Source organism: Azonexus sp. MM2026_4 (assembly GCF_055901855.1).
Map to the genome: position 1 here is coordinate 2,663,455 of NZ_CM148380.1, position 19,582 is coordinate 2,683,036.

A 19,582-nucleotide genomic window follows, 5' to 3' on the forward strand; every position below is an offset into this window, starting at 1 on the left:
CACTTTCGGCCACCCCGCGCGGGGTGGCCTTTTTCATGCCCGCCGGCCTCTATAATCGGCCGATGGAAAACGCCCCCACCCTCGTCTGGTTCCGCCGCGACCTGCGCGACCACGATCACGCCGCCCTCGCCGCCGCCCTGGCGAGCGGCCGCCCGGTGCATTGCGCCTTCGTCTTCGACCGCGACATCCTCGATGCCCTGCCCAGCCGCACCGACCGCCGCGTCGAGTTCATCCTCGGCAGCCTGCAGCAACTCGACGCTGCGCTGCGCTGCCGCGGCGGCGGGCTGATCGTCCGCCATGGCCGCGCCGTCGACGAGATTCCCCGGCTCGCCGGCGAACTCGGCGTCGCCGAGGTCTACGCCAACCGCGACTACGAACCGGCGGCCCTGGCCCGCGACGCCGCCGTCGACCGGCAACTGGTGGCGGCCGGCGGTCGCCTGCAGCTATACAAGGACCAGGTCATCTTCGAGCGCGACGAGCTGCTCACCGGCGCCGGGCGTCCTTATACGGTGTTCACGCCGTACAAGAACGCCTGGCTGAAGCGCCTGAGCGCCGCCGACCATGCGCCCTTCACCCCGCAAGGGCGTTTCGCGCCAGCGCCGGCCAGCCTGCCGACGCTGGCCGAACTCGGCTTCGCGCCGACCGATCTCGGCCAACTCGGCATCGTTCCCGGGATGAGCGGCGCCCGCCGGTTGTGGGACGAATTCCGCGCCGGACGTATCCGCCGCTACGGCGCGCTGCGCGATTTTCCAGCGGAGAAAGGCGTCAGCTACCTGTCGGTGCACCTGCGCTTCGGCACCATTTCGATTCGCGAACTGGTCAGCGCCGCGCTTGCGGAAAAGGCCGAGGCCTGGCTCAACGAGCTGATCTGGCGCGATTTCTACTTCATGATCCTCGACCGCTTCCCGCATGTCGTCGACCGCGCCTTCAAGCCGGGATACGACGCCATCCGCTGGGCCGACTGGCCGGAAGGCCTGGCCGCCTGGCAGCAGGGGCGCACCGGCTACCCGCTGGTGGACGCGGCGATGCGCCAGTTGAACCACAGCGGCTGGATGCACAACCGCCTGCGCATGGTCGTCGCTTCCTTCCTGTGCAAGGACCTCGGCCTCGACTGGCGGCTTGGCGAACGCTACTTCGCCGAGCGCCTCAACGACTTCGACCTCGCCGCCAACAACGGCGGCTGGCAGTGGGCGGCGTCGAGCGGCTGCGATGCGCAGCCTTGGTTCCGCATCTTCAACCCGGTGACGCAGTCGGAGAAATTCGACCCCGAGGGCAAATTCATCCGCCACTACGTCCCGGAACTGGCGCGGGTGCCCGACAAGTTCATCCACGCGCCGTGGACCATGGGCCGGCTGGCGCAGGAAGCGCTCGGCGTCGTCATCGGCCGCGACTATCCGGCGCCGATCGTCGACCACGCGGCAGCACGCGAGCAAACGCTGGCGCGCTATGCGGTGGTGAAGAAGGCGGATTGAACACGGTCGATCGCGGGAGACGCCGCGATCGACCGTCGTTTTACGCGGATTTCCCGCAGTAGCCGGCGAGCAGACCGAGCAGCGCGTCTTCGTCGTAGGGCTTGCCGAGGTAGTGGTTGGCGCCGATCTCGAGCGCGTAATTGCGGTGCTTGTCGGCGGTGCGCGAGGTGATCATGATCACCGGGATCTCGCGCAGGCGCTCGTCGGCACGCAGGTTGCGGACGAAGTCGAAACCGTCCATGCGCGGCATCTCGATGTCGGAGAGGATGACGTCGGGCAACGTGTCGATCAGTTGTTCGAGCGCATCGACGCCGTCCTTGGCGACCACCACCTGGTAGCCTTCGCGCAGCAGCAGGCGGCTGGTGATCTTGCGCACGGTCAGCGAGTCGTCGACCACCATCACCGTCGGCAGGTGCGGCGCGGCGACCGGCAGCGGGGCCGGCGCCGAGGCGGCGGCCGGACTGGCGACCTCGGCCAGCGCGATCTGCGGCGCCCGGGCGGCGAGCGCCACCGGGTTGAGGATCAGCACGACGCGGCCGTCGCCGAGCACGGTGGCACCGGCGATGCCGGCGACGCGGGCGAGCTGGCTACCGATGTTCTTGACGACGACTTCCTGGTTGCCCTGCAGTTCATCGACGAGCAGGGCGATCCGTTGCGAACCGGCGCGCAGCAGCAGGATCCAGTAGCGGCGGCGGGTTTCCGGCAGGGCTCCGGCGTCGCCCAGCAAGCAGGGCAGGAAATGGAAGGGGTAACGATGTCCCTGCCAGTCGGCAGCACCGGCGTCGCGGATTTCGGCCAGGCCCTTTTCCTTGACCTCGAGCACCTGCTCGATCATCGTCGAGGGCACCGCATACACGGTGCTGCCGGCGCGGACCAGCAGGGTCTGGGTGACGGCCAGGGTGAGCGGCAGGTAAAGCCGGAAGGTGCTGCCGCGACCGGCTTCGGAGACGATTTCGATACGCCCGCCGAGTTCGATCACGGCATTCCTGACCACGTCCATGCCGACGCCGCGACCGGCGACCTGGGTCACTTCGGTGGCGGTCGAGAAACCCGGCCGGAAGATGAAGTCGAGCAGGGCGCCATCGGCGACTTCCTGGCCCGGCTGCAGCAGGCCCATGGCCTCGGCGCGGGCGCGGATGCGCTGGCGGTCGAGACCGCGGCCGTCGTCGCTGAGGCTGAGGACGATTTCGTTGGCTTCCTGGGCCAGCTTCAGCGTCACTTCGCCGGTTTCCGGCTTGCCTGCCGCGGCGCGCTGCTCGCGCGTCTCGACGCCATGGGTCACCGAGTTGCGCAGCATGTGCTCGATCGGCGCCATCATCTTTTCCAGCACCGAACGGTCGATTTCAACCTGACCGCCGACGATGTCGAAGTTGGCGCGCTTGCCGACTTCCTTGGCGGTTTGCCGGACGATGCGGTAGAGACGCTCGGCCTGGCTGGAGAAGGGCAGCATGCGCACGCCCATCAGTTCCTGCTGCAGACCGCGGTTGAGGCGCGCCTGGGCGAGGATCGCCGCGTTGGCGTCGTCGAGGTTCTTGAACAGGTTCTGCTGCACCGTCGCCACGTCATTGACCGACTCGGCCATGAAGCGGGTCAGTTCCTGGAAGCGGGTGAAGCGGTCGAGTTCGAGCGGGTCGAAATCGGCCTGGCCGTCGTGCGCCTGGGCAACCCGCGCCTGGATCTGGGTTTCCGCCTGGATTTCGATCTCGCGCAACTGGCGGCGCAGGCGGATGACGTTTTCCGTGAGGTCGAGCAGCGAGGTTTTCAGGCTGCGCATTTCGCCTTCGATCCGCGCCCGGGCGATCGACAGTTCGCCGGCTTCGTTGACCAGGCGGTCGACGAGGTCGGCACGGACCCGCAGCATCGCTCGCTGGCCACCGCTCTCGCCTTCGCTTTCGGCATCCGCCGCCGGCGGGGTCGGAACGACCGGCGCGAGCGGGGTGGCGGGCGTGGTCATGGCCGGGGTGGCGACAGCGGGCGCCGCTTCGACAGCCGGCGCCGGCCCGTTGCGCAATTCGTCGGCGGCCAGCGCCAGCGCATCGCAACCCGCCTCGATCTCGTCGATCAGTTGCGGGCTTGCCGTACCGGCCCGGAGCGCGTCCTGGACACGGGTTTCCAGCAGGTGGGTGGCTTCGCCTAGGTTCATCGCCCCGGCCATCCGCGAATTGCCCTTGAAGGTATGCAGCAGACGGGCGATCGCCTGCGGCGGCGCACCGTCGCCGGGTGCCGCACGCCAGGCGCGCAGTTGTTCGGTCAGCTCGCGAACCTGGTCGGCGGCTTCCTCGAGGAAGATCGGCAGCAATTGTTCGTCGAGCTCGTCGACCAGTTGGCGAACCGGCTCCGCCGGTGGTGGCGGTGCGGCTTCGACCGGACGGTCGAGGGTGAATTCGCCGGCCAGGCCGGGTAGCGGGATGACCCGACCGCCGCTGCTGTCGACTTCCGAGGCCGGGGCCGGCGGGTAACTGTCCTCAAGCGCTGCTACCAGCGCCGGCTGTTCCACCGGCGCCCGTTCTTCGGCCAGCCCGGCGTACATTTCGTGCAGCATCAGGATCGCCTGGCGCATCGCTTCCAGGCCTTCCAGGCTGTCCGGCTGGAGCGCGGCATCGCGGCGCAGCAAGGCGTGTTCGAGGGCGATCGACAGGTGATTGAGCGGCTTCAGACCGACGATGGCGGCGATGCCGCCCAGCGTGTGGGCCGCCCGCGTCATTTCGGAATTGGTCGGCGTCGCCGGTTCAGCTTCGAGCACGGCAAAGGATTCGGCCAGCGACTGCAGGTGGCCTTGCGCTTCGGTCCGGAAAATCTCGTAGAGCGTCTGCGCACTGTCGGTCGCCGGCGCCGCGGCAGCGGCGCTGATCACTTCGGCTTCCGCTTCGGCCAGTTCCTCGGCGATGTCGCTGGCTTCGGGCAAATCGATTTCGAAAGCGTCGAGCAGCGGCTCGCCAACCGGCTCAGCCGGCGCTGCCGGCGCTACCCCCGGCTCGGCCGGTGCCGGTTCGACAGGCGCCGGCGGCGGCTCGACGGGCGCTGCGGCAGCCGGCACCGCCGGCAGGGCGTTGACCGTGCCGCCACGCAGGGCAACAGCTTGCGCCACCAGTCCCGAGGGGTCGGGCGCCATCCCGCTGCCTTGCGCCAGATGCTCGATCCAGATTGCGAACACGCGCTGTTCCTCGTCGATCAGCGCCAGCAGTTCCGGGGTCACCGCCATGTCCTGGCGCAACCAGAGGTTGAGCGTCTGCTCGACGGCCCAGGCGGTTTCGCCGAAATCGGTCAGCCCGACCATGCGGCCGGAGCCTTTGAGCGTGTGCGTGCAGCGACGGATCGTCGTCAGCGCTTCGCGGTCGAGCGGATCGACGGCCAGCGCTGCTTTCTGCGTCGCCATCTCGGCCAGCACCTCATGACCTTCCTCGATGAAGATGGCGAGCAGCTCGGCGTCGATTTCCTCGTGGCTGGACTCGGCGAGCAGCAGGGTCTCGGCCGACGGCTGCGGCGCTTCGACCTGCGGCGTCAGCAGACCGGCCAGCGCGGCGACGGCTTCGCCGGATTCCAGCGCGGCCAGTGCCGCCTTCGTCGATTCGCCGAGTTCGCGGTCAGCGACGAGGTCGGCATCTTTCTGCAGGCTTTCCAGGTTCTGCTTCAGCTCGTCCTGCAGCCGGCGATCGTCCGGTGCTTCGCGCAGGGCTTCGGCGAGCGCCCGGGCCTGCCGGGTCTGGGCGGCAACTTCGGCCTCGACGCTCGGCGTCGGCGCCTCCTCGGCGACGACGACGGTCTCGCCGTTCAGGCGACGGACAAAGGCGTCGAAACTGCTTTCGCCGTGCTGCAGGGCATCGACGAAGAAGCCGAGCACCGAGAGTTCGTCGGCGACGCGCTGGAAGTCGCTTTCCTGCGCTTGATAATCGGCGGCGGCGAAGGTCTCGATATGAGCGATGATGTTCTTGAGGCTGCTGACCGCCGGAAAGTGGCCGAGCATTGCCAAGGCGCCGCTGACCTGCTTGAGCGGGCCTTCGACCTGGGCCATCGAAAAGCCCTTGGTCGGCGCCCGGAAAAAGGCGTCGAGCGTCTGTTCGATCTGCGCCAGGTTGCTCTGGATCTCGCGCCCGACCTGGGCGATCAGCAGCTTTTCCTGGGCGCGCCGGGTCATCTCGTCGAGCAGCGGCAGATCGCCGCCCGCCGCCGGCCGTCCGGCAATGCAGGCATGGATGCGATCGACCATGAGATCGACCTGCTGGGCGAAATCGTTGCCGAGATGGCGGAAATTCTCGTGGGCGTTCTGCAGCAGCAGGATGGTCGTCGCCACTTCCATGGCGACGCCGTCGCTGAAACGCTTGGCGTCTTCCTGGAGCCAGCCAGCGATCGCCGCCAGCGCCTGACCGAGCCGCTTGAGATCGGTGTGGCCGAGGTCGCCGGTGACCTGGGCGCAGGCGCGCGCCTGGTCGCAGAAGGTGTTCAGGCTGGCCGGGCTGCCGGCGCAGTACTTGTTCCAGACCTCCTCGACGCCGGCAAGCAGTTCGCGCAGTTGACGCAGGGCCTGTTCCTGGGATTTGGGCAGGGTCTGCACCGCGGCCAGACTGGGCAGTTGCGCCGGCAGGGCATAGATCTGCTGCGCCTGGGCGACCAGCGAATCGGGCGTGGCCGGGGTGCGGGCGACGTAGTACAGCGCCTCGCGCATCACCCGCTCGGCGAGGTTGCCGGAGCCTTCGAGCAGGCGGCGGATCTGCAGGTCGATGCGGGCGCATAGCTGACGCGCCAGCTGGTCGGCGGAAACCTCGGGATCGTCGAGCGCTTCGAGGAAGGCCTGCGACACCCACCAGAACGAACGGGCACCGGGCGTCGGCTGCAGCGCCTCGATGGCGGCCAGCGCCTCGGCCATTGCCTCCTTGCCGCTGGCGCGCTGTTCGGGGCTGGTCAGCCACTTGAGCAGGCCCTTCTGGAAACGCATGCGCTGCTTGCGCAGCACGGCCTGCATCTGTTCCGGCGGCAGGACCGGCGGCACCACGCCGGAACGCGGCGGACGCAGGCTGAGGTCGGGGTAGAAGAGATCGCCCGGGTGCACCGGCGGCAAACCGCGCAGTTCGGCCAGCCGGCTGCACACCGGCAACATGCGCAAAGGCTGGTGCGGTTCGCCGGCCATCAGGTCGTCGAGGTACTGGCGCAGGGCGGCGATCGCTTCGCGGACCACCGGCAGGGCGGCGGCGCCGGCCGCCAGGCGGTCTTCCTCGAGCGCCTTGAGGACTTCCTCGAGCGACTCGGTGAGTTCGGTGATGCCGTTGAGACCGACGATGTCGAGCGCGCCATGAACCTGGTGGACATGGGTGCGACAGAACTTAAGCTGCGTCCGGTCGCCATTGTCGGCGAACAGGCCCAGCGCTTCGTCGGCGCGTCCGAGCGCCTGGTCGATCTCGCCCTTGACCCACGTCAGCGGGCCCAAATCGAATTCCGTTGCCGCGTTCATGCTCTCTCGTTCGCCGGTCAGTCGACCTTGAAGCCAGCGACCGAACCCTTGAGTTCGGAAGCCAGTGCCGACAGTTCATCCACCGCCTCGGCGGTCCGCTGGGTACCTGCCGTGGTTTGCTCGTTGACGCGCAGGATGTCCTGCATCAAGCGGGCCACGTTGGTCGCAGAATCGGCCTGGCTCTGCGTGGAACTGGAAATACCCTCGATCAGTTCGGCCAGATTGCGCGACACCTGGCCGATTTCGGCCAGCGCCTGACCGGCGGCGTCGGACAGCTTGGCCCCCTCGACCACGCCCTGGGTCGATTGCTCCATCGCGGAAACCGCGTCCTGGGTATCGGTCTGAATCGTCTTGACGATCGCCGCGATCTGCTTGGTCGCCTCGCCGGAGCGTTCGGCCAGTCGCTGCACTTCCTCGGCAACCACCGTGAAGCCGCGCCCGGCATCGCCGGCGGAAGCGGCCTGGATGGCGGCGTTCAACGCCAGCACGTTGGTCTGCTCGGTAATGTCGGAAATCAGTTCGACGATTTCGCCGATTTCCTGCGAGCTTTCGCCAAGGCGCTTGATCCGCTTCGAGGTTTCCTGGATCTGGTTGCGGATTTCGTTCATGCCCTTGATCGAGTCCTGCACCGCCTGCGTGCCCTTTTCCGCTGCCGACAGCGACTGGTTCGCAACCTGGGCCGACTGCGCGGCGTTGCCCGACACTTCGTTCATCGAGCGCGCCATGTCCAGCGCCGACTGGCCGGCTTCCTGAATTTCGCTCGACTGACGTCCCGCCGCGTCGAGCAGTTCGGCCGACGTGCGGCGGGCAATCTCGGTTGCCGCGGTGACTCGGTTCGCCGCATCGTTGATGCGGCCGACCAGCACGCGCAGTTCTTCAATGGTGTAGTTGATCGAGTCGGCGATGGCGCCGGTGATGTTCTCGGACACCGTCGCCGTCACCGTCAGGTCGCCGTCGGCGAGGTCCCCCAGTTCGTTCATCAGGCGCAGGATAGCTTCCTGATTCTCGCGGTTGGTATGTTCGGACACCTGGCGCTGCTTATCGACTTCCTGGGTCCGGCGCTTCGCATCTTCCAGATAGACGCGCACCAGCATCACCAGCACGGCCAGCGCGGCGCCAACCAGAATGAACATGAAGAGGATGAACAACAGCTTGCTGCCGCGCGATTCCTGGTAGCCCTGGGCCAGCGCATCGGTCGCCGCCAGCAATTCCTCGCTGTCGCGGAAAATGCGCGAACCGGCCTGCTTGGACAGCACCAGCGGCTGCATGTTGGCGAGGATGCCGCTGATCGCCACGTCGTAATCCTTGAAGGCGGCTTCCAGTGCCTCGACCTTGCCGGCATCGCCGCCGCGGCCGAGCATCTGCAGCAACTCGTGGAAGCTCTTGGCATCCTTGCCCAGTGCGAAGGCGACCTGCGGATTGATTTCGGCGCCGACCAGCAGCGCCGACGCATTCTTGGCGATGCGCTGGGTCAGCACCACCAGGTGGTTGGCGGCGCCGATCTCGCGCGCCACACCGCCTTGCAGCTTGGCGGCGGCGACGCTTTCCGCCAGTTCCAGCAGGGCGGGGTTCTTGCTGTCGATCAGGGCGACACTCTTGCCCAGCTCGATCAGCTGTTTCTCCTGACCGAGCACGCTCGCCGCATCCTTGTCGACCTGCGCCCAACGCTGGTTCAAGGCATCGAGCTGCGCCTGGACCGAATCCGGCGACGGCGGCACGCTGACCAGTCCGATTTCGCCGCCAGCGGCGAGCTTCTGGATCAGGTCGTTGAAGGTCAACCGCGATTCGCGCAATTGCGCGAAGGCCGCCGAGTTCCCCTGCAGCGCCAGCGACGAGGCCTTGGCCAAACGCTGCGAGTGCATGCGCATTTCACCGGCGGCGGAAACATAGGCGGTGGTATTGGAGGAATCCCGACCATCGCGGGCAACGAGAATGGCTGCCAGCACGAGGATCAGCACGAACACCCCGCCCAGCACCTTCATCTGCTGGTTGGCCGACTTGCCAGCCAGCAGCGCCGGCGCGGCAGCCGCCCGCGAAGGCTTGCCCGGCGGTTCGTCGCCAGTCACCGTCAGCGGCGCCTCGTTTTTCCTGGATGACCCGATTTTCGGGAGTTTGAAGCCTAAAGCCATGTCTTACCTCCACTCGACCCCGCCCCGGCGGGACCCCTTTTCATAGTCCGATATTCATGAAATCCGGATCGGCAAGCAGCTCGCGCACCGATAACTTGCGCCACAGGCGCCCTTCTTCATCGACGTAGCGTCGCCGCCCCCATGCCGGGAACGCTTCGTCGGCAGCCTGTTCGGTAAAATTTTCCGGCTTCTTCAGGCCCAGCATGCGCGGCACCAGCAGCGCCGCGTTCGAGCCATGACGGACGCCAACCAGCAGCAGCCGGGCATTGGCATTCCTCGGCGTCGGCCGGGCACCGAGGAAAGCGGCAAAATCGGTCACCGCGTAAAGGTTGCCGCGCACGTTGGCGATCCCGGAAAACCACGGCCGGACCAGCGGCACGCCGGCCAGTTGCGGCGCCTGGACGATTTCCCCGCCGTCGGCGAGATCGATCAACCACCCGTCGTCGCCGATTTCAAGCCCCAGCCAGGAAGCGCCACCATGACCCTGCGCCGCGTCGCTGAGGCGACCGGCCAGGTAGGTCTGGAAATCGCGCAGACTGCTCTTGCGGGCCATATCGCTTACGGCAGCGCGGCGATGCGTTGCAGAAGCTCTTCCGGGTTGAGCGGCTTGACCAGATAATCCACCGCTCCCTGACGCAACCCCCAGATCTTGTCGGTTTCCTGCCCCTTCGAGGTGCAGACGATGATCGGGATGTGCTTGGTTTCCTCGTCGCGGGTCAGCGTGCGCGTCGCCTGGTAGCCATTGAGGCCGGGCATCACGACATCCATCAGGATCAGGTCGGGCTTGGTCGCCTTGGCCTTGGCGATCCCTTCTTCGCCGTTTTCAGCGGTGGCCACCAGATAACCCGCTCTGGTCAGCAGGTCGACGGCGAAAAAACGCTCTGTCGGAGAGTCGTCGACAACGAGAATGTTCTTCACGGGCATTGTTGCTCCCTGGACTACGGTTTGATTTCCGGTTCGGCCGGCAGCGCGAAACTGGCGACAGTCTGCAGCAGGCTATCCTTGGTGAATGGCTTGGTGAGATATTGGTCGGAACCGACCATGCGACCGCGCGCCCGGTCGAACAGGCCATCCTTGGAGGACAGCATGATCACCGGCGTTGCCTTGAAACGGGGATTCTTCTTGATCAGCGCGCAGGTCTGATAACCGTCCAGACGCGGCATCATGATGTCGCAGAAGATGACCGCAGGTTGATGATCGGCGATCTTGGCCAGGGCGTCGAAGCCGTCTTCGGCAAGAACGACCTGGCAACCGGCCTGGACGAGAAAAATCTCGGCACTGCGGCGTATCGTGTTGCTGTCGTCGATGACCATGACACGGATACCGCGCAGTCTCGATAAATCAGTCAATTCCCAGCTCCCCGAGTGTCTCTTGGCGCACTTAGCATATGGCGAACATATTACTACGGAACGGATAACAATCGCCAACCGGAAGTCGCCAAGCATAAGCCCAGAATCCCGCGGCAGTACAGCGTATTCGGATAAAATCGCGCTTTACCGCCCGCGCCGGGACATCCGCGCCACACCCGCCCATGCCCATTGTTTCCGCCAATCTGCCGCAAGTTCTCGTTTTCGCCGCCAGCGACCCGACCGGCGGTGCCGGCATCCAGGCCGACCTGCTGACTCTGGCCAGCCTCGGTTGCCACCCGCTGAGCGCGCTCACCGCGCTCACCGTGCAGGACACCTCGGGTGTCGTCTCGATGCAGCCGGTCGCTGCCGAACTGCTCGAACAGCAGGCGCGCACTGTGCTTGAGGACATGCCGGTGGCCGCCTTCAAGATCGGCCTGATCGGCAGCGTCGAGAACGTGCTGGCGATTGCCGAGATCGTCGGCGACTACCCGGAGATCCCGCTCGTCTTCGATCCGGTGCTCGCCTCGGGCCGCGGCGATTCCCTGTCCGGCGAGGAGATCATCGCCGCCATGCGCGAGATGCTGCTGCCGCAGACGACGATCATCACCCCCAACGCGCCCGAGGCACGCCGCCTCGCCGAAAGCGACGAAGACGAGAACGAGCCGGCGCTCGACGTCTGCGCCGCCCGGCTGATCGAAATGGGCGCGCAGTACGTGCTGATCACCGGCACCCACGAAAGCACGCCGGAGGTGATCAACACCCTCTACGGCCCGGACGGCGTGATCCGCCACGATCGCTGGGAACGCCTGCCCGGCAGCTATCACGGTTCGGGCTGCACGCTGGCCTCGGCGATTGCCGGCTGCCTGGCCGGCGGCGCCAGCGTCGAAGAAGCGGTGCGCGATGCCCAGGACTACACCTGGCAGGCGCTCCGCCACGGTTTCCGCGGCGGCATGGGCCAGTTCATCCCGGACCGCCTGTTCTGGGCCCGGGAAGACGACAACAAGGAAACCGCCGATGCCGCAAGCTGAACTGCGCGGCCTGTACGCGGTCACCCCCGACGATCTGCCGCGGCAGCCCCTGCTCGCTGGCGTCGCCGCCGCGCTGGCCGGCGGCTGCCGCATCGTCCAACTGCGCGACAAGACGAGCCCGATGCCGGAACGTCTCGCCCGCGCCCACGCCCTGCGCCGGCTGACCCGCGAGCACGGCGCCCGACTGATCATCAACGACGACCTCGCCCTCTGCCAACTGGTCGATGCCGACGGCCTGCACCTCGGCGCGGACGACGGCGACCTGCGTGTCGCCCGCGCCATCCTCGGCCCGCAACGACTGCTTGGCGCCTCCTGCTATGCCGACCTCGAGCGTGCCCGCGCCGCCGCTGCGGCGGGTGTCGACTACGTCGCCTTCGGCACCGCCTTCCCGTCGCCCACCAAGCCGGACGCCGTCCGCGCCCCGCGCGAACTCTATGCCCGGGCGCGCGCCGAGCTACCGATCGCCGTCTGCGCCATCGGCGGCATCACCGCCACCAACGCGGCGCCGCTGCTTGACGCCGGCGTCGACCTGCTGGCCGTCATCACCGACCTCTTCTCGGCGCCGGACATCGCCGCCCGCGCCGCCCAATACCAACGACTTTTCGAGAAAGCCTGACATGACCTCGCGTAACGAAGAACTCTTTGCCCGTGCCCAGAAACACATCCCCGGCGGCGTCAATTCGCCGGTGCGCGCCTTCCGCTCGGTCGGCGGCACGCCGCTGTTCTTCCAGAAAGGCGTTGGCAGCCAGGTGCAGGACGCCGACGGCAAGTGGTACACCGACTACGTCGGCTCCTGGGGCCCGATGATCCTCGGCCACGCCCACCCGGAAGTCATCGCCGCCGTCCAGGAAGCCGTCGTCGACGGCCTGTCCTTCGGCGCGCCGACCGAGCGCGAAGTCGACATCGCCGACCTGCTGTGTGAAATGGTGCCGTCGCTCGACATGGTCCGCCTGGTTTCGTCCGGCACCGAGGCGACGATGAGCGCAATCCGCCTGGCGCGCGGTTTCACCGGCCGCGACATCCTGGTCAAGTTCGAGGGCTGCTACCACGGCCACGCCGACCACCTGCTGGTCAAGGCCGGCTCCGGCCTGCTCACCTTCGGCAATCCGTCGTCGGGCGGCGTCCCCGCCGGCACCGTCGAAACGACCATGGTATTGACCTATAACGACCCGCAAGGTCTGGCCGAAGCGTTCAAGGCGCACGGCGACAAAATTGCCGCCGTCATCCTCGAGCCGGTGGTCGGCAACATGAACCTGATCGCGCCGACCCCGGAGTTCCTCAAAGCACTGCGCGAACTGACCGCGCAGTACGGCGCCGTGCTCATTTTCGACGAAGTGATGACCGGCTTCCGCGTCGACCTGAAGTGCGCGCAGGGCCTGTTCGGCATCACCCCGGACCTGTCCACCTTCGGCAAGGTGGTCGGCGGCGGCATGCCGCTGGGCGCCTTCGGCGGCCGCCGCGAGATCATGGAAAAGATCGCCCCGCTCGGCCCGGTCTACCAGGCCGGCACGCTATCCGGCAACCCGATCGCCACCGCCGCCGGCCTGGCGACGCTGAAGCTGATCCAGGCGCCGGGCTTCCACGCGGCGCTGACGGCGAAAACCAAGGCGCTGTGCGACGGCCTGGTCGCCGCCGCCAGGAAACACGGCGTCGCCTTCGCCGCCCAGAACGTCGGCGGCATGTTCGGCCTCTACTTCGCCGAGCGCTGCCCGGGCAGCTACGACGAAGTGCTGGCCTGCGACAAGGAAGCCTTCAACCGCTTCTTCCACGCCATGATCGCCGCCGGCCACTACTTCGCGCCGTCAGCCTTCGAGGCCGGTTTCGTCTCGGCCGCGCACAGCGACGCCGAGATCGCGGCGACCGTCGCCGCCGCCGACGCCTGGTTCGCGCAGCAATCATGAACGCCGGCGCCGCCTGGATCGTCCTCTTCTTCGCCGGCCTCTGCGAGGTCGGCTGGGCGGTCGGGCTGAAATACACCGAGGGGTTTTCCCGGCTTTGGCCGAGCGTGTGGACGGTCGGCCTGATGGTGGCTAGCGTCGTCCTGCTCGGCTGGTCGCTGCGCGTCCTGCCGCTGGGTACCGCCTACGCGGTGTGGACCGGCATCGGCGCGGTCGGCACCGCGCTCTGCGGCATGATCCTCTTTGGCGAATCGCGCGAGGCGCTGCGCCTGGCCAGCATCGCACTGATCGTCGCCGGCATCGTCGGTCTCAAACTGCTGACGCCGGACCCGCACTAGATCGCCGCCGCGCCAGCCGGCGCAACGCGGCCGACGAAGCCCGGACAAGCACCATTCTGGTGCTGATGCCTCATCCGGGCGCCTGCAAAGGCGATTGCCAGGCGGCGCTTTTCACCGTTTTCGTGCATTTCCCGCCCGGCACCCTTCTTGCTGAACCCGCCAGGTCGCGCCTGCGTGGTGCGCCACGGTAGAACAGCAGAAAGGGAACCATGAAAAAACAGCAAGCCAAGCCACTGCCCGCCCGGGCCGGGGAATTGCGCGAGTACATGCGCGGGCTGCGGCCGGACGCCAAACGCCTGGCCGAGATCCAGTCGGCCTACGACAACCTGGCCTTGCTCGGCCAATTGCTGTGCGCCGGCACCGACATCTCGGCGATGCGCCAGGCTTTCGGCGAACTGGCCGACAGCCTGCTCGCGCAACTCGCCGACGAACATTTCCGCAAGGCGGTGCTCGGCCTCGAATCCTCGGCCCGCGCCGCGATCGACGTCATGGTGCGCAACCTCTACGAGCGCACCGCCGATATTGGTTTCCTGGCCACCGATGCCGAGATCGTCGCCTTCGCGCAGACGGCGGGCGCCGCTGCCGACGAGGCCGCCCGGGAGCGGCTGCGGGAACGCTTTGCCGATTACGTCGATAAATACACCGTGTATCACGACGTCGTCCTGCTTTCCCCGCAAGGCGACGTCCTCGCGCGCCTCGATGCCGGCAACCCATGCCGGCGGACGAACGATGCCTTCGTCGCCGCCGCGCTGAGCGGCGAACGCCCCTACCTCGAGGTCTTCCGCCGTACCGACCTGCTGCCCGACGAAACCAGCCCGCTCCTCTACGCCAGCCGGGTGGTCGGTGACGACGGCACGCCGCTCGGCGTCCTCTGCCTGTGCTTCCGCTTCCAGGACGAATGCGAACGGATCTTCGCCAACCTGCTGAGCGGCGACGACTGGCGGGTGATCACCCTGGTCGACGACGATGGGCGCATCCTGGCCAGCAGCGATCCCTGGCAATTTCCCGCCGGTGCCCGGCTTGCCGTGTGCGCCGACGGCGCTCCCCGCATCGCCCGCTTCGCCGGCCGCGAATACCTCGCCTGCGGCCGCCCGGCCCAGGCTTACCAGGGCTATGCCGGCCCGGGCTGGCACGGGCTGGCGTTGGCACCGCTGGAACATGCTTTCGACCTCTCCGAGGCCCATGAGCTGGCGGCGGTGGCGGAGGATTTCCTGGCTTGCGTGCTGGAAACGACCACCTTGCTCTCTTCCGAACTGCGCCGCGTCCCGCGCGAGGCGGCGCGGATCGAAAACGACCTCAACCGGGCGGTGTGGAACGGCCACGTCTGGCTGGCGCGGGAACCGGAAGCGGCGCAAAGCGGCAGCTTCGCCAAGGTCCTGCTCGGCGAGATCGGCAATACCGGCGTGCGGACGCGGGCGGTATTCGGCGAATCGATCAACAACCTGTACAAGACGGTAGTGTCGTCGGCGCTGTTCGACGCTTCGGCGCATGCGGCGATGGCCATCGACATCCTGGAGCGCAATCTCTACGAACGGGCCAACGATTGCCGCTGGTGGGCGCTGACCGGCCGCTTCCGCAGCGCGCTGGCCGCCGCCCAGCAGGGCGCAACGCCGGAACGGGCGCCGCTGACCGCGATCCTGCGCCAGCTCAACAGCCTCTACACGGTCTACACCAACCTCATCCTGTTCGACCAGGGCGGCCGGGTGGTCGCGGTTTCCAGTCCGGCCTACAACGACTGCGTCGGCCGCGTCCTCGACGAACCCTGGCTGCGGCCGACGCTGGCGCTGACCGACAGCGGCCGCTACGTCGTTTCTCCGTTCCGCGCCAGCGCCCTTTACGACGGCCGCCCGACCTACGTCTTCGCTGCACCGGTGCTCGATCCGCAAAGCCGGGAGCCGGTCGGCGGCATTGCCGTGGTGTTCGACGCCGAGCCGCAGTTACAGGCCATGCTGCACGATGCGCTGCCGCGCGGCGCCGACGGCCGGGTCGCTGGCGGCGCCTTCGCCGTCTTTGCCGACCGCCAGGGGCATGTGATCGCCAGCACCGACCACGCTCTGCCGCCGGGCACGCCGCTCATGATCGGCAACGAGTTCTTCCATGTCGAGCCCGGCGCACACTACAGCAACGTGATCATCTACGACGGCCGCTACTACGCGGTCGGCTCGGCGGCCGGCGCCGGCTACCGCGAATACCCGGCCGACCGCGACGGACGGACGGGAGCGCTGCAGGCGCTGATCTTCACGCCGCTCTCGGAGCGGGTGATCGATCCAGCCATGCTGCCCGAGCCCGGCGCGGCAGGCGCCGCGCCCTACCGGCGGCATGGCCACGGCGAAAGCGTGGACATCGCCTGTTTCCATGTCGGTCGCAACTGGTACGGACTGCGCGCCGACTGCGTCATCGAGGCGGTCGATATCGACCGCCTGACACCGATGCCGGGCCTGCCCGATGGTCAGTGCGGCTGCCTGATGTACGGCGAACAGGCGATCGGCGTCATCGATCCGGCGCTCATGCTGCGCGCCCGCCAGCCGGACGAGGAACGGCGCCGGCCGCCGGCAGCCGGACGGCGACAGATCCTGGTGCTGCGCTCGCCGACCCGGCAGGCGATGTTCGCCATCCTGGTTGACCGCCTGGCGCCGGTGCGCGAGGTGCCGCTGGCCCGCATCGAGCCGCTGCCGGCGCTGATGAGCGAGGGCGATTCCTTGATCGAAAGCCTGGTCAGGCCGGGCGGCGATGATGACGAGCGGCGCATCCTGATGGTTCTCGGCGTAGACCGCATCCTCAGGCGGAGCGGCATGAGCGCCCTGCCGGAAGAAGGTAGCTGGCTGCCCGGCCTGCTTGGCCGGAACCCCTGAGCGAGGCTACATCAGGAACAGCGTCGCCAGGCCGAGGAAGATGAAGAAGCCACCGGAGTCGGTGAGCGCGGTGATCATCACCGAGCCGCCGATTGCCGGATCGGCACCGAACTTCTGCCGCATCAGCGGAATGCCGACGCCGGCCGAGGCGGCGAGCAACAGGTTGAGGGTCATCGCCGCGGTCATCACCAGGCCGAGCTGGTAGCTGCCGTACAACCACCAGGCGGCGACGCCGAGCAAGCCGCCCCAGATCAGGCCGTTGATGCTGGCGACGCCGAGCTCCTTGCGCAGCAACCGGCGCATCGCGTCCGGCTGGACCTGGCCCATGGCGATCGCGCGGACGATCATGGTGATCGTCTGGTTGCCGGAATTGCCGCCGATGCCGGCGACGATCGGCATCAGCGCGGCGAGCGCCACCAGCTTCTCGATCGAATCCTCGAAAGCGCCGATCACGCGCGAGGCGACGAAAGCGGTGATCAGGTTGACCGCCAGCCAGGCCCAGCGGTTCTTCACCGAATCCCAGACCGAGGCGAAGATGTCTTCCTCCTCGGCCAGACCGGCGTTGGCCAGTTGTTCCTGCTCGGCTTCCTCGCGGATGAAGTCGACCACCTCATTGACGGTGACCCGGCCAAGCAGCTTGCCGTCGGCATCGACCACCGGCGCCGACACCAGGTCGTAGCGCTCGAAGGCCTTGGCGGCGTCCTCGGCCTCGTCGTCCGGCTCGAACTCGACGAAATCGGTATGCATCAGGCTGCCGACCTCAACCTCGACTTCGTTGACCAGCAGGATGTTCAGCGGCAGCACGCCCTTCAGGTGCTCGTCGCGGTCGACGACGAAAAGCTGATCGGTGTGGTCGGGCAGTTCGTCGAAACGACGCAGATAACGGAGCACGACTTCGAGCGTGACGTCTTCGCGCACGGTGACCATGTCGAAGTCCATGATCGAGCCGACCGATTCCTCGGGATAGGACATCGCCGCCCGCAGGTGCTCGCGCTCCTCGGCCGGCAGGCTGCGGAAGACGTCGTCGATGACGCCCTGCGGCAGGTCGGGGGCGAGGTCGGCGAGCTCGTCGGCGTCCAGCGTTTCGGCGGCGGCGACCAGCTCGTTGCGGGCCATCGACTCGATCAGGCTTTCGCGGACCGCATCCGAGACTTCGAGCAGGATTTCGCCGTCGTGTTCGGCCTTGACCAGGTCCCAGACGATCAGGCGTTCGTCGGGCGGCAGCGCTTCGAGGATGTAGGCGACGTCGGCCGGGTGCATCGGCTCCAGCTTGTGCTGGAGTTCGTACAGGTGCTGCTTGTGCACGATGTCTTCGACCAGGTCGTGACGCGGCCCTTCCTGCCGGTGCACCAGATCTTCCACCAGCTTGTGCCGGGCGAGCAGGGTCTGCACCTCGGCGAGGCGCTCCTGCAGGTCTTCGGCATCGGTCAGCTGGTTTTCTTCGCTCATGGTGCAGCGCCGCAATAGGTGCGCCATTTTAGCACCGCCATGGTGCCGGCCAGCCGCCGAATTGCTGCGGATTTCCCTTAGGCCGGCGCTTTCTCGAACGACTCAGGGCACTTCGGCCGACGGCATGCGGGCCAGGATGATCGCCGTCTTGCGACCGAGCCCCGGCGCATTGCGATTGCGGTCGTAGAAGCGCGGATTGGGCACCATGCCGGCCAGCCGTGCCGCCTGCGCCGGGCCGAGCTGGCCGGCACCGATGGCGAAGTAATGGCGGGCCGCCGCTTCGGCGCCGAAGACGCCATTGCCCCATTCGATCACGTTGAGATAGACCTCGAAGATGCGGCGCTTGCTCCACAGGTTCTCCAGCATCAGCGTGATCACCGCTTCCTCGGCCTTGCGGAAGTAGGACTTGGTCGGCGTCAGGAACAGGTTCTTGGCGAGTTGCTGGCTGATCGTCGACCCGCCGGCGACGAAACGCCCCTTCTTCTGGTTCTTTTCCATCGCCTTCTGGATGCCTTCCCAGTCGAAGCCTTCGTGATCGACGAACTTGGCGTCCTCGGCGGCGATGATCGCCCGCTTCAGGTGCGGCGAGATGTTGGCGTAGGGCACCCACTGCTGACGCAGCACGGCTTCCGGGTTCTTCTCGCGCAGCTCGGCGAGGCGGATTTCCATGAAGCGGGTGGTTCCCGGGTTGAACTGCCCCCAATAGACGACCCACAGGAACAGCCAGAGCAGCCAGAGAAAAGCGAGCGCGAACGGCGCCAGCAGCCCCCAGCGCAACCAGCGGCCGAAACGTTTCATGCCGCCAGTTGGGCGCGCAGCGCCTGCAACACCGGCGCACTGGCGGGACGGACGCCGCGCCAGACCGCGAAGGCTTCCGCCGCCTGGCCGACCAGCATGCCGAGACCGTCGGCCCGCTGCGCCGCGCCCGCCTCCCGGGCCTGCGCCAGGAAGGGCGTTTCGCCCTTGCCGTACATCATGTCGTAGGCCAGCGCGCCCGTGGCGAAAAGTCCTTCCGGCAAGAGCAGGCGGTCGCCGGCCAGGCTGGCCGAGGTGGCGTTGATGACGACGTCGAAGCGGCGCCCGGTCAGGCTGGCGAAACTGCCGCCGGCGACCGGCGCCAGATCGGCGAACGCCGCCGCCAGGGCGACCGCCTTGTCGGCACTGCGGTTGGCGACCGCCAGCTCGCCGACACCTGCCGCCAGCAGCGGCTCGATGACGCCGCGTGCGGCACCGCCGGCGCCGAGCAGCAGCACCCGCTTGCCGGCCAGGGCAACGCCCAGGTTGCCCTCGATGTCGGCGACCAGACCGGCACCGTCGGTATTGTCGCCACCTACGCGACCATCGGCGAAGCTCAGCGTGTTGACCGCGCCGGCCCGCGCCGCCCGTGGCGTCAGCTCGTCGCACAGGCGGAACGCTTGTTCCTTGAACGGCACCGTGACGTTGGCACCGCGCCCGCCCTCGGCGACGAAGGCGCGCAGGGCGCCGGCAAAGTCATCGACAGGCGCCAGACGCGCCTGGTAAACCAGGTCGGCGCCGGTCTGCGCGGCGAAGGCGGCGTGAATGAAAGGCGATTTCGAGTGGGCGATCGGGTTGCCGAAAACGGCGTAAAGGTCGGGCATGG

14 protein-coding genes are annotated in these 19,582 nt (G+C 67.5%); 6 read left to right on the plus strand and 8 right to left on the minus strand.

Features of this window, described 5'->3' with window-relative positions; all coding sequences use genetic code 11:
* Positions 1-62 precede the first annotated feature (62 nt).
* Complete coding sequence (locus tag AC0KWY_RS12525; RefSeq protein ID WP_474025828.1) at positions 63-1,472, plus strand: cryptochrome/photolyase family protein; 1,410 nt, start codon at positions 63-65, stop codon at positions 1,470-1,472.
* Between the two features lie 40 nt (positions 1,473-1,512).
* On the opposite strand, the gene AC0KWY_RS12530 is transcribed toward AC0KWY_RS12525, so the two are convergent.
* Genes AC0KWY_RS12530 through AC0KWY_RS12550 form a run of 5 tightly spaced genes read right to left on the minus strand, consistent with a single transcriptional unit; the run spans position 1,513 to position 10,360 of the window.
* A complete protein-coding gene (locus tag AC0KWY_RS12530) occupies positions 1,513-6,918 on the minus strand; it encodes a hybrid sensor histidine kinase/response regulator (protein ID WP_474025829.1) in 5,406 nt (1,801 codons plus the stop codon).
* A gap of 17 nt (positions 6,919-6,935) precedes the next feature.
* Positions 6,936-9,047 carry a methyl-accepting chemotaxis protein gene (locus tag AC0KWY_RS12535; RefSeq protein ID WP_474025830.1) on the minus strand — a complete coding sequence of 704 codons (2,112 nt, stop codon included), beginning with the start codon at positions 9,045-9,047 and terminating at the stop codon, positions 6,936-6,938.
* 40 nt (positions 9,048-9,087) lie between these two features.
* The gene (locus tag AC0KWY_RS12540) at positions 9,088-9,600 is read right to left on the minus strand and encodes a chemotaxis protein CheW (RefSeq protein ID WP_474025831.1); all 513 of its coding nucleotides are present in this window, start codon (positions 9,598-9,600) and stop codon (positions 9,088-9,090) included.
* Positions 9,601-9,605: 5 nt separating this feature from the next.
* Positions 9,606-9,971 carry a response regulator gene (locus tag AC0KWY_RS12545; protein ID WP_374325081.1) on the minus strand — a complete coding sequence of 122 codons (366 nt, stop codon included), beginning with the start codon at positions 9,969-9,971 and terminating at the stop codon, positions 9,606-9,608.
* A gap of 14 nt (positions 9,972-9,985) precedes the next feature.
* Positions 9,986-10,360, minus strand: coding sequence for a response regulator (locus tag AC0KWY_RS12550; protein WP_374325082.1), 375 nt, complete (start codon positions 10,358-10,360; stop codon positions 9,986-9,988).
* A gap of 218 nt (positions 10,361-10,578) precedes the next feature.
* Between AC0KWY_RS12550 and thiD the strand changes: the two genes are divergently transcribed.
* The 5 genes from thiD to AC0KWY_RS12575 all read left to right on the plus strand — a co-directional run bounded on the left by thiD (position 10,579) and on the right by AC0KWY_RS12575 (position 16,512).
* On the plus strand, positions 10,579-11,424 hold the full coding sequence (gene thiD, locus AC0KWY_RS12555) for a bifunctional hydroxymethylpyrimidine kinase/phosphomethylpyrimidine kinase (protein WP_474025832.1): 846 nt from the start codon (positions 10,579-10,581) through the stop codon (positions 11,422-11,424).
* On the plus strand, positions 11,411-12,040 hold the full coding sequence (thiE, locus tag AC0KWY_RS12560; RefSeq protein WP_474025833.1) for a thiamine phosphate synthase: 630 nt from the start codon (positions 11,411-11,413) through the stop codon (positions 12,038-12,040). The genes thiD and thiE overlap by 14 nt, the downstream gene beginning before the upstream one ends.
* A gap of 1 nt (position 12,041) precedes the next feature.
* Positions 12,042-13,325, plus strand: coding sequence for a glutamate-1-semialdehyde 2,1-aminomutase (gene hemL, locus AC0KWY_RS12565; RefSeq protein ID WP_474025834.1), 1,284 nt, complete (start codon positions 12,042-12,044; stop codon positions 13,323-13,325).
* Positions 13,322-13,660, plus strand: a complete 339-nt coding sequence (gene sugE / locus AC0KWY_RS12570; RefSeq protein WP_474025835.1) for a quaternary ammonium compound efflux SMR transporter SugE — start codon at positions 13,322-13,324, stop codon at positions 13,658-13,660. The genes hemL and sugE overlap by 4 nt, the downstream gene beginning before the upstream one ends.
* Before the next feature lie 209 nt (positions 13,661-13,869).
* Positions 13,870-16,512: a cache domain-containing protein gene (locus tag AC0KWY_RS12575; RefSeq protein WP_474025836.1), complete on the plus strand. Its 2,643-nt coding sequence runs from the start codon at positions 13,870-13,872 to the stop codon at positions 16,510-16,512.
* 6 nt (positions 16,513-16,518) lie between these two features.
* Here AC0KWY_RS12575 and mgtE read toward each other — a convergent pair whose 3' ends face one another.
* The 3 genes from mgtE to aroE all read right to left on the minus strand — a co-directional run bounded on the left by mgtE (position 16,519) and on the right by aroE (position 19,580).
* Positions 16,519-17,961, minus strand: coding sequence for a magnesium transporter (gene mgtE / locus AC0KWY_RS12580; RefSeq protein ID WP_474025837.1), 1,443 nt, complete (start codon positions 17,959-17,961; stop codon positions 16,519-16,521).
* Positions 17,962-18,063: 102 nt separating this feature from the next.
* Positions 18,064-18,759: a monofunctional biosynthetic peptidoglycan transglycosylase gene (gene mtgA, locus AC0KWY_RS12585; RefSeq protein ID WP_474025838.1), complete on the minus strand. Its 696-nt coding sequence runs from the start codon at positions 18,757-18,759 to the stop codon at positions 18,064-18,066.
* Positions 18,756-19,580: a shikimate dehydrogenase gene (gene aroE, locus AC0KWY_RS12590; RefSeq protein WP_474025839.1), complete on the minus strand. Its 825-nt coding sequence runs from the start codon at positions 19,578-19,580 to the stop codon at positions 18,756-18,758. Before aroE ends, mtgA begins: the two co-directional genes overlap by 4 nt.
* Positions 19,581-19,582 lie beyond the last annotated feature (2 nt).

Bases quoted from the DNA above. Each gene is read 5' to 3' on its own strand.
- mtgA (WP_474025838.1), bottom strand. From the start codon at position 18,759: ATGAAACGTTTCGGCCGCTGGTTGCGCTGGGGGCTGCTGGCGCCGTTC.
- AC0KWY_RS12535 (WP_474025830.1), bottom strand. From the start codon at position 9,047: ATGGCTTTAGGCTTCAAACTCCCGAAAATCGGGTCATCCAGGAAAAAC.
- AC0KWY_RS12540 (WP_474025831.1), bottom strand. From the start codon at position 9,600: ATGGCCCGCAAGAGCAGTCTGCGCGATTTCCAGACCTACCTGGCCGGT.
- aroE (WP_474025839.1), bottom strand. From the start codon at position 19,580: ATGCCCGACCTTTACGCCGTTTTCGGCAACCCGATCGCCCACTCGAAA.
- AC0KWY_RS12550 (WP_374325082.1), bottom strand. From the start codon at position 10,360: ATGGTCATCGACGACAGCAACACGATACGCCGCAGTGCCGAGATTTTT.
- AC0KWY_RS12575 (WP_474025836.1), top strand. From the start codon at position 13,870: ATGAAAAAACAGCAAGCCAAGCCACTGCCCGCCCGGGCCGGGGAATTG.
- AC0KWY_RS12530 (WP_474025829.1), bottom strand. From the start codon at position 6,918: ATGAACGCGGCAACGGAATTCGATTTGGGCCCGCTGACGTGGGTCAAG.
- hemL (WP_474025834.1), top strand. From the start codon at position 12,042: ATGACCTCGCGTAACGAAGAACTCTTTGCCCGTGCCCAGAAACACATC.
- mgtE (WP_474025837.1), bottom strand. From the start codon at position 17,961: ATGAGCGAAGAAAACCAGCTGACCGATGCCGAAGACCTGCAGGAGCGC.
- thiE (WP_474025833.1), top strand. From the start codon at position 11,411: ATGCCGCAAGCTGAACTGCGCGGCCTGTACGCGGTCACCCCCGACGAT.
- thiD (WP_474025832.1), top strand. From the start codon at position 10,579: ATGCCCATTGTTTCCGCCAATCTGCCGCAAGTTCTCGTTTTCGCCGCC.
- AC0KWY_RS12525 (WP_474025828.1), top strand. From the start codon at position 63: ATGGAAAACGCCCCCACCCTCGTCTGGTTCCGCCGCGACCTGCGCGAC.
- sugE (WP_474025835.1), top strand. From the start codon at position 13,322: ATGAACGCCGGCGCCGCCTGGATCGTCCTCTTCTTCGCCGGCCTCTGC.
- AC0KWY_RS12545 (WP_374325081.1), bottom strand. From the start codon at position 9,971: ATGCCCGTGAAGAACATTCTCGTTGTCGACGACTCTCCGACAGAGCGT.